The sequence below is a fragment of the Agrobacterium sp. DKPNP3 genome, from assembly GCF_052686535.1.
The window spans coordinates 1-7,750 of record NZ_JBQYSN010000145.1 but is presented as its reverse complement, the minus strand read 5'-3'; the positions used below and the strand labels follow the sequence as shown (position 1 = coordinate 7,750).

The 7,750-nt window shown below is 59.3% G+C and carries 9 protein-coding genes; 3 read left to right on the top strand and 6 right to left on the bottom strand.

Annotated features, from left to right (window positions below):
• On the bottom strand, positions 1 to 995 hold a 995-nt coding region (locus ACUTJJ_RS24090), incomplete at its 3' end, for a SecDF P1 head subdomain-containing protein (RefSeq protein WP_445543671.1).
• A gap of 80 nt (positions 996 to 1,075) precedes the next feature.
• Positions 1,076 to 1,423, bottom strand: coding sequence for a preprotein translocase subunit YajC (gene yajC, locus ACUTJJ_RS24085; RefSeq protein WP_063948941.1), 348 nt, complete (start codon positions 1,421 to 1,423; stop codon positions 1,076 to 1,078).
• A gap of 207 nt (positions 1,424 to 1,630) precedes the next feature.
• Here yajC and ACUTJJ_RS24080 point away from each other — a divergent pair, with 207 nt between their 5' ends.
• Positions 1,631 to 2,503, top strand: a complete 873-nt coding sequence (locus ACUTJJ_RS24080; protein WP_209088342.1) for an ATP-binding protein — start codon at positions 1,631 to 1,633, stop codon at positions 2,501 to 2,503.
• Between the two features lie 159 nt (positions 2,504 to 2,662).
• The gene (fdhA, locus tag ACUTJJ_RS24075) at positions 2,663 to 3,853 is read left to right on the top strand and encodes a formaldehyde dehydrogenase, glutathione-independent (protein WP_063949124.1); all 1,191 of its coding nucleotides are present in this window, start codon (positions 2,663 to 2,665) and stop codon (positions 3,851 to 3,853) included.
• A gap of 94 nt (positions 3,854 to 3,947) precedes the next feature.
• On the opposite strand, the gene ACUTJJ_RS24070 is transcribed toward fdhA, so the two are convergent.
• Positions 3,948 to 4,613, bottom strand: a complete 666-nt coding sequence (locus ACUTJJ_RS24070; protein ID WP_445543670.1) for a TetR/AcrR family transcriptional regulator — start codon at positions 4,611 to 4,613, stop codon at positions 3,948 to 3,950.
• Positions 4,614 to 4,776: 163 nt separating this feature from the next.
• On the opposite strand from ACUTJJ_RS24070, the gene ACUTJJ_RS24065 reads away from it, so the two are divergent.
• The gene (locus ACUTJJ_RS24065; protein WP_445543669.1) at positions 4,777 to 6,117 is read left to right on the top strand and encodes a cytochrome P450; all 1,341 of its coding nucleotides are present in this window, start codon (positions 4,777 to 4,779) and stop codon (positions 6,115 to 6,117) included.
• A 56-nt stretch (positions 6,118 to 6,173) separates the two neighbouring features.
• Here ACUTJJ_RS24065 and ACUTJJ_RS24060 read toward each other — a convergent pair whose 3' ends face one another.
• The 3 genes from ACUTJJ_RS24060 to ACUTJJ_RS24050 form a co-directional block, all read right to left on the bottom strand.
• Positions 6,174 to 6,377 carry a DUF3126 family protein gene (locus ACUTJJ_RS24060; protein ID WP_063949122.1) on the bottom strand — a complete coding sequence of 68 codons (204 nt, stop codon included), beginning with the start codon at positions 6,375 to 6,377 and terminating at the stop codon, positions 6,174 to 6,176.
• Between the two features lie 120 nt (positions 6,378 to 6,497).
• Positions 6,498 to 7,322 carry a serine O-acetyltransferase gene (gene cysE, locus ACUTJJ_RS24055; RefSeq protein ID WP_445543668.1) on the bottom strand — a complete coding sequence of 275 codons (825 nt, stop codon included), beginning with the start codon at positions 7,320 to 7,322 and terminating at the stop codon, positions 6,498 to 6,500.
• A gap of 199 nt (positions 7,323 to 7,521) precedes the next feature.
• Positions 7,522 to 7,750, bottom strand: a 229-nt coding sequence (locus ACUTJJ_RS24050; protein WP_445543667.1) for an alpha/beta fold hydrolase, incomplete at its 5' end; no start/stop codon positions are given.

Here is a 7,750-nt window from a genome sequence, read left to right as displayed (position 1 = left end):
TTACCGGAGATTTGTCCCGAACCGCCGATGATCGGCTCACGGATGACAGGTGCGGAGATCACCTGATTATCGAGCACGATGGCGAAGGGTTTGCCGACATTCTGCTGCGTCGCCTGCGCAAAGCGCTGCGCGCCGCGGCTGTCGAAGCGGAACGTCACGACGGGTTCGTTGGTTTGCTGGTTGAAGCTTGCCTGCGCGTCGACGAGATTGTCGCCGGATACGAGTGCACGACGCTCGACGAGATAAGGAACCGGCGGATCGTCCTGCGAATAGAGAACTTCCGACGTCGCCGGCGGACGGCCGTTCATGGCTTCCTGTACCGGCATGGAAGTATCGACCATGCGGAAGGAGAGCTTTGCCGTCTGGTTGAGGAGGGACTTCAGGCGCTGCGGGTCCTGAAGGCCCGGCACCTGCACGATGATGCGGTCGGAGCCCTGGCGCTGGATGAGCGGCTCGGTGGTGCCGACTTCGTCAACGCGACGACGCACGACTTCGATGGATTGCGAAACCGCTGATGACAGACGGTAATCGATGCCCTCATCCGTCAGATTGAGACGCAGCAGATTGTCGCCGCCGTCGTTCATCGTGACTTCGGTGATGGAACCACCGACCAGTGTGCCGGCGGAGACAGGCTGGGTCAGGTCACGCAGCGCGTTCTTGGCAGCTTCAACCTGGGCCGGATCGCTGATGCGAACCTGAATCTGCTGGCCATTGCCGGTCAGCCCGGAATATTTGATGTTGGCATCGCGCAGCTGGGTGCGGACATCGCCGACGATCGTTTCAAGCCGTTCCTTGACGATGTCGGAACGCTCGATCTTGAGCATGATGTGCGAACCGCCCTGAAGGTCGAGACCGAGCGTTACCTTGTTGTCCTTGTACCAGGCAGGCATGCCCTCCAGCTGCTTGTCCGTAAACAGGTTGGGAGAGGCGATGACGACGCTTGCCAGCACAAGCAGCCAGATGAAGACTGTTTTCCAACGGGAAAAATGAAGCATTTCGATCTCGGTCAGGGTTGGGGTCGCGCCTGGCGCAACCCGTCAAAATTCGCAATCGGGCATTCGGTTGTCCGGCAGGATCAGGAAGCGGCTTCCGTCTTGACCACTTCGCCCTTCACGCGCACTTCGGCAATATACGCCCGTGCCGCGCGGATTTTCACGCCATCGGCGATTTCGACTTCCAGTTCACTGTCATCGATGACCTTGGTTACCTTGCCAACGATGCCACCGCCCAAAACAACCTGATCGCCACGACGAATGTTGGTCAGCGTCTCCTGACGCTTCTTCATCTGCGCCCGCTGCGGACGGATCAGGAAAAAGTACCAGACCACCATGAGCGGCGCAAACAGGAACAGCATCTCAAGGCCGGAACCGAAGGCCGATGCGCCGCCCGCTGCATCCTGGGCAAAAGCTTGACTAATGAACATATAAAACTCCTCGCAATTGCGGCACGACCTCGCGTGCCGCCCCGGCTTTTCAAGCCGCCGGAATATAGTTGGGAACGCCGGGATTGCAACAGATGCAGGGCCCTCGCCGTACCGATTCCGGACCTCTTAACCTTTATGCGTCCGAAACACCATGCTAGGCCGGTCGCAAATCAGCGTTTTGAACATCAGACAAGCGGAATAAACACCATGATTCGCGAAGAAACGGCTTCCCTGCTCCTTTCAGAACTGCGCCGGCTCACCCTCGCGGTGGAGAGGCTGGCTGGTCCGGCGCCGGCCGTAAATGACTGGAATGCGGCCGATTGTTTCGTTTGGGTACCCACGAACGCATTCCTGCAGCCCGTTCCCCGCCCCAACCGCATCGCGCTGAAGCTCATCCGCGGCGTCGATCACGTTCGCGACATCCTGCATGAAAACACGCTGCGTTTTGCGGAGGGATTTGCGGCCAACAATGTGCTGCTGTGGGGCGCGCGTGGCATGGGCAAGTCTTCGCTTGTGAAGGCCGTTCACGAAGATGTGCGCGCAGCGAGTGGTGTTTCGCTGAAGCTGGTGGAAGTCCACCGCGAGGATATCCATACCCTGCCCATCCTGCTCGATATCCTCAAGGCTTCGGGCGAGCGGGTTATCGTTTTCTGCGACGACCTTTCCTTCGACCATGACGACACCGCCTATAAATCGCTGAAGGCAGCGCTCGATGGCGGTATCGAAGGACGGCCCGACAATGTCCTTTTCTATGCGACCTCCAACCGCCGCCATCTCCTGCCCCGCCACATGATGGAGAACGAGCAGTCCACCGCGATCAATCCTTCGGAGGCGGTCGAGGAAAAAGTCTCTCTTTCCGATCGCTTCGGCCTCTGGCTCGGCTTCCATAAATGCGGCCAGGAAGACTATCTGACGATGATTGACAGCTATGCCGCCCATTTCGATCTGGGTCTCGACCGCGAAACGCTGCATCACGAGGCTCTGGAATGGGCAACGACCCGAGGCGGACGCTCGGGCCGTGTCGCGTGGCAATATATCCAGGACGCCGCCGGTCGCCTTAGGAAGCCTCTCGACAGATAACGCCGCTGCGACGTCTGCCACACGCGGTGTCGTTACGACCACACCGCGTGTCGTATTCCCGAAGGCCACATCTCCCCTCTCATGGTTTGCTGCGCCCATGAAGTGACCTGCCCGCGGAGGAGCGGAAAGGCACGGCGTTCAACCATGGAGGAGATGGATATGAGCAGGAACAGAGGCGTCGTCTACATGCGGCCGGGTCAGGTCGAGGTCCGCGACATCGACGACCCGAAGCTTGAGGCGCCGGATGGCCGCCGGATCGAGCACGGCGTCATTCTCAAGGTTATTTCCACCAATATCTGCGGCTCCGACCAGCACATGGTGCGCGGCCGCACCACGGCGATGCCGGGCCTCGTTCTTGGTCACGAAATCACCGGCGAAGTCATCGAGAAGGGCATCGACGTCGAGATGCTGCAGGTTGGCGACATCGTTTCCGTGCCGTTCAACGTGGCCTGCGGCCGTTGCCGCTGCTGCAAGTCGCAGGATACCGGCGTCTGCCTGACGGTGAACCCCTCCCGTGCCGGCGGCGCCTACGGTTATGTCGATATGGGCGGCTGGATCGGTGGCCAGGCGAAATATGTGACGATCCCCTATGCCGACTTCAACCTGCTGAAATTCCCGGATCGCGACAGGGCGATGTCGAAGATCCGCGACCTGACCATGCTCTCGGATATTCTGCCGACCGGCTTCCACGGCGCGGTCAAGGCGGGCGTCGGTGTTGGCTCCACCGTGTATGTTGCCGGTGCAGGCCCGGTCGGTCTTGCTGCGGCCGCTTCCGCCCGCATTCTCGGCGCTGCCGTGGTCATGATCGGCGATTTCAACAAGGATCGTCTTGCCCACGCTGCGAAAGTCGGCTTCGAACCCGTCGATCTCTCTAAGGGCGACCGGCTGGGCGACATGATCGCCGACATCGTCGGCACCAACGAGGTGGACAGCGCCATCGACGCGGTCGGCTTTGAAGCACGCGGCCATGCAGGCGGTGAACAGCCGGCCATCGTTCTCAACCAGATGATGGAAATTACCCGCGCCGCCGGTTCCATCGGCATTCCCGGCCTTTATGTAACGGAGGATCCCGGCGCGGTGGACGATGCCGCCAAGCAGGGCAGCCTGTCGCTACGCTTCGGCCTCGGTTGGGCAAAGGCGCAATCCTTCCACACCGGCCAGACACCGGTGCTGAAATACAATCGCCAGCTCATGCAGGCAATCCTGCACGACCGCTTGCCGATTGCAGACATCGTCAACGCCAAGATCATTGCGCTTGATGATGCCGTTCAGGGGTATGAAAGCTTTGACCAGGGCGCTGCCACCAAGTTTGTGCTTGATCCACATGGCGATCTGCTGAAGGCGGCCTGACGACTTTGCCCGCAAACGGGTGACGGGTAGAAGCGCCCGCGACGGATATCGTCGCGGGCGTTTTATTTTCAGGCTATTTGACTGTCGGGTGAAACTATGGCTCCCCCACCAGCAGTGCCTCCAACTCGTTTTTCGCCTCCACGGAGAGATAGGGTCTGAACAGGCTTGAGACCTGCTGCAATCCCCAGTCCAACTGCTGCGGTCCGAACTCGGTAACACCTTCCTGAAGGTTGAGATAGGCCGCCCAATAGGTCGAGACGATCCAGAGATTTGTCAGAACGGCTGGCCTTTCTTCTTGTGGAATTGCGGCCAGACCCGCTTTTTCCATACGCGAGACGATATCGCCAACGGCAAGGCGCATGGTCGCGCTGATCGCTCGCACGGGCTCGACAAGCGCCGGAGCCAAAGAGACGAGGCCGACAAGGTCGCGAAACAGGAAACGATAATCCCATACGAGCGAAAACCAGAGCCGCAGAAAACCGGCATAGGTCGCCGCCGCCTTCTCATTCGCGCTGTCAACATCCGCGACCACAGCCACGGCATCGGCCTCGAACCGCGAGAAGAGCGCAAGGACAAGCGCTTCCTTGGTGCGGAAATGGTAATAGAGATTGCCTTCATTGATGCCGACCGCGCCTGCAATGTCTGCCGTCGTGACGTGATCGGGCCCACGCTCATTGAACAGAGCGAGCGCGGCTGTAAGAATCCGTTCGCGCGTTGGTATTGGACGGTCCGTTGATTGCCTGCTGATGTTTTTTTTCACGACTGAAAACTCGACCATTGAAAAATAAGGCGTACACCTTAAATCACTAAAATAAGGTATACACCTTAAAAACCATTTTTGCCGTCATCGCGATATGGAGGGCCGAAACGTGCCTGAGAAAGACCTTCGCCAAAATAAGCCGCAAGCCAGCGAAACCTCTTCTATGTCCAACATCGCCGTTGCTCGCCTGGCGCTGTCGCTCATACAAAATCCGTTAAAGGCACTGCCGCCCGAGATTTTCACGGAGCCAGCGGTGTTCAATCGGATTGCGGGCCGGATACGGGTCCATCTTGCAGATCCCGTCCTTGTCCACGAAGCCCTGGTTAAAAATGCCCATTTGCTCTCCAAGGGCGATGATGTGCGTCGAGCTCTGGGCCCGGCTCTTGGGCAAGGTCTCTTAACTGCCGACGGCGATCACTGGAAGTGGCAGCGGCAGTCCGTCGCCGCGGCCTTCCGCCACGACAAACTCCAGCAACTCCTGCCCTCGATGGTGGACGCCGCTCGCCGCGCGCAGAAGCGCTGGAACACTGCGCCGGGCGGCCATATCGATATCGCCCATGAAATGATGATGACCACGTTTGACGTGATCGTCGAGACCATGATGTCCGGCGGGCATGACGTCGATATCCACCGCGTCGAACAAAGCATCACCGACTATCTGAAGCCAACGGGCTGGACGATCGCGCTCGCCATGCTGGGTGTGCCGGAATGGCTGCCGCATCCCGGTCGCCGCAAGGCGCGGCTGGCAGTCGACTATCTCCGCTCGAGCCTCGTGAAGGTAATTATCGAGCGGCGACGACATCCCGGCGACAGGGCGGATCTCGTTTCGATGCTTCTGGAGGCGAAAGACCCTGAGACCGGTCGGATGATGACCGATACGGAAATCGTCGACAATCTGCTGACGTTCATCACCGCCGGTCACGAGACGACGGCGCTTGGCCTTGTCTGGACCTTCTACCTTCTGTCGCGACATCCGGAGATCGAAGCGAAGGTGATCGCGGAAATTGACGCCGTCACCGACGGCCAGCCGGTGACGGCAGACCATGTCGCCGGACTCACCTACACGCGGCAGGTATTTTCAGAGGCGATGCGACTTTATCCCCCCGCTCCCATCATTACACGCACGGCATTGCAGGACTTCCGCCTCGGCGAACATGATATTGCGGCCGGAACTGTTCTTTATGTGCCGATATATGCCATCCACAGGCACGCCTCGCTGTGGGAAGAGCCTGACCGCTTCGATCCGTCCCGCTTCGAGGCGGAAAAAGTCAGGCAACGCCACCGCTATGCCTACATGCCCTTCGGCGCCGGTCCGCGCGTTTGCATCGGCAATGCCTTTGCGATGATGGAAGCTGTCGCCATCCTCGCGGTCCTTTTGCAGGGCGCCCACGTCAGGAACAAGACGCCAGCAACCATGGAGCCGCTGATGCGGGTCACCCTGCGGCCAGAAGACCGGCTGATGATGCAAGTCGTGCCAAGACAAAACAAATCGCCCGCGGCGTGAACGACCGCGGGCGACAGGATCAGTGCAAATCTTCATCCGTCACCGGATGGTGACGATCAGAGGTCGACGTCGAGGATCGCCATGGAAAAGTTATAGGAGCGGTCGCCGTCTTCGTCGTCGATGTAGACAACGCCGAGAAACTCTTCGCCCATATACACTTCAGCCGAATCGTCCTTGCGGGGACGCGCTTTGACAATCATCTTTTCGTTGAAGGTGCGCTTGAAATAGGCGTCGAGTTTTTTGAGTTCGTCGGCTTTCACCAGTTTTCTCCTGTGCGGTTCGCGTTGGCCCGCTTTTGGCATGGGACAAAGGCGAAAGTAAAGTGAAAGCGGCACGTCACCCATGTCTTTCCCATGGACGAGCGCAATATGTACCACCTCTCAGATATCGGCCCCGATGACCTGGTCCATCAGACGCGAGGGTTCGGAACACCCTGCTTCTCCCACCACCCGCGCCGGCACACCGGCAACCGTGGTCTTCGGCGGAACAGGCTTCAGCACGACAGAACCCGCCGCAATGCGCGAGCAATTGCCGATCTCGATATTGCCGAGAATTTTTGCCCCTGCCCCGATCATCACGCCATTTCCAATCTTGGGGTGGCGGTCCGCCCCTTCCTTGCCGGTGCCACCCAGCGTCACGCCATGCAAGATGGAGACGTTGTCGCCGATGACGGCGGTTTCACCGACCACAAGGCCGGTAGCGTGATCGAGGAAGATGCCCTTGCCCATGCGCGCGGCCGGGTTGATATCCGTCTGGAAGATGCTGGATGACCGGCTTTGCAGATAAAGGGCCAAATCCCTGCGCCCCTTCTGCAGCAGCCAGTGGGCAAGCCGATGGGTCTGGATCGCCTGAAAACCCTTGAAATAGAGGAGCGGCTCCATGAAGCGCGTGCAGGCCGGGTCGCGGTCGTAAACGGCCTGAATGTCGACGCGCAGCACACTGCCCCATTCCGGCCAGTCGTCCAGCATATCCTGGAAGGTCTGGCGCAGAAGCACGGCCTGCATATCGGGATGATCGAGGAGTTCGCAGATACGGTAGATCACACACTCCTCGAGCGAGCGGTGATTGAGGATCGTCGAATAGAGAAAAGCGGAAAGCAGCGGGTCCTGAGCGGCGGCGCTGCGCGCTTCATTGAGCAGGCTGCCCCAGATCGGATCGACTATCGCCAGCTGTTCAGGCTGACGGGCCTCGGTACGTGCGACCATGAATGGTCTCCTCGTTTGCAGTGGTCGTTCTTTATACAGAAAAAGGCGTGCGTTAGAAATGGGATTCGAACGACGACTTTAAAGGCGGCAAGGCTTCAGTTTTTCTTCATGCAGCTTGAAAAACCATTTCTTGGCGGTGCGAACAATCCAGGAACTCCTGACGGAGAGCCGGTCTCACTTCTTCTGTAAGATCACCCGGTCAAAGCCCGCGATAAAATTCCAAAACCGCGGCCTTGAACACCCGGTCGCCGACGGCCAGCATGTGGTCGCGGCCGGGAATGTCGATCGCGCGTGCGTGCGGCATGACGGCGGCCAGTTCCTGACCGGACCCGGCAATATCGTCCTTCGTTCCGACCGCAATCAGCGTCGGGGCGTCGATCTTTGCCGCCTGCTCGCGCGTGACGAGAACGCGCGATGTCTCGATACAG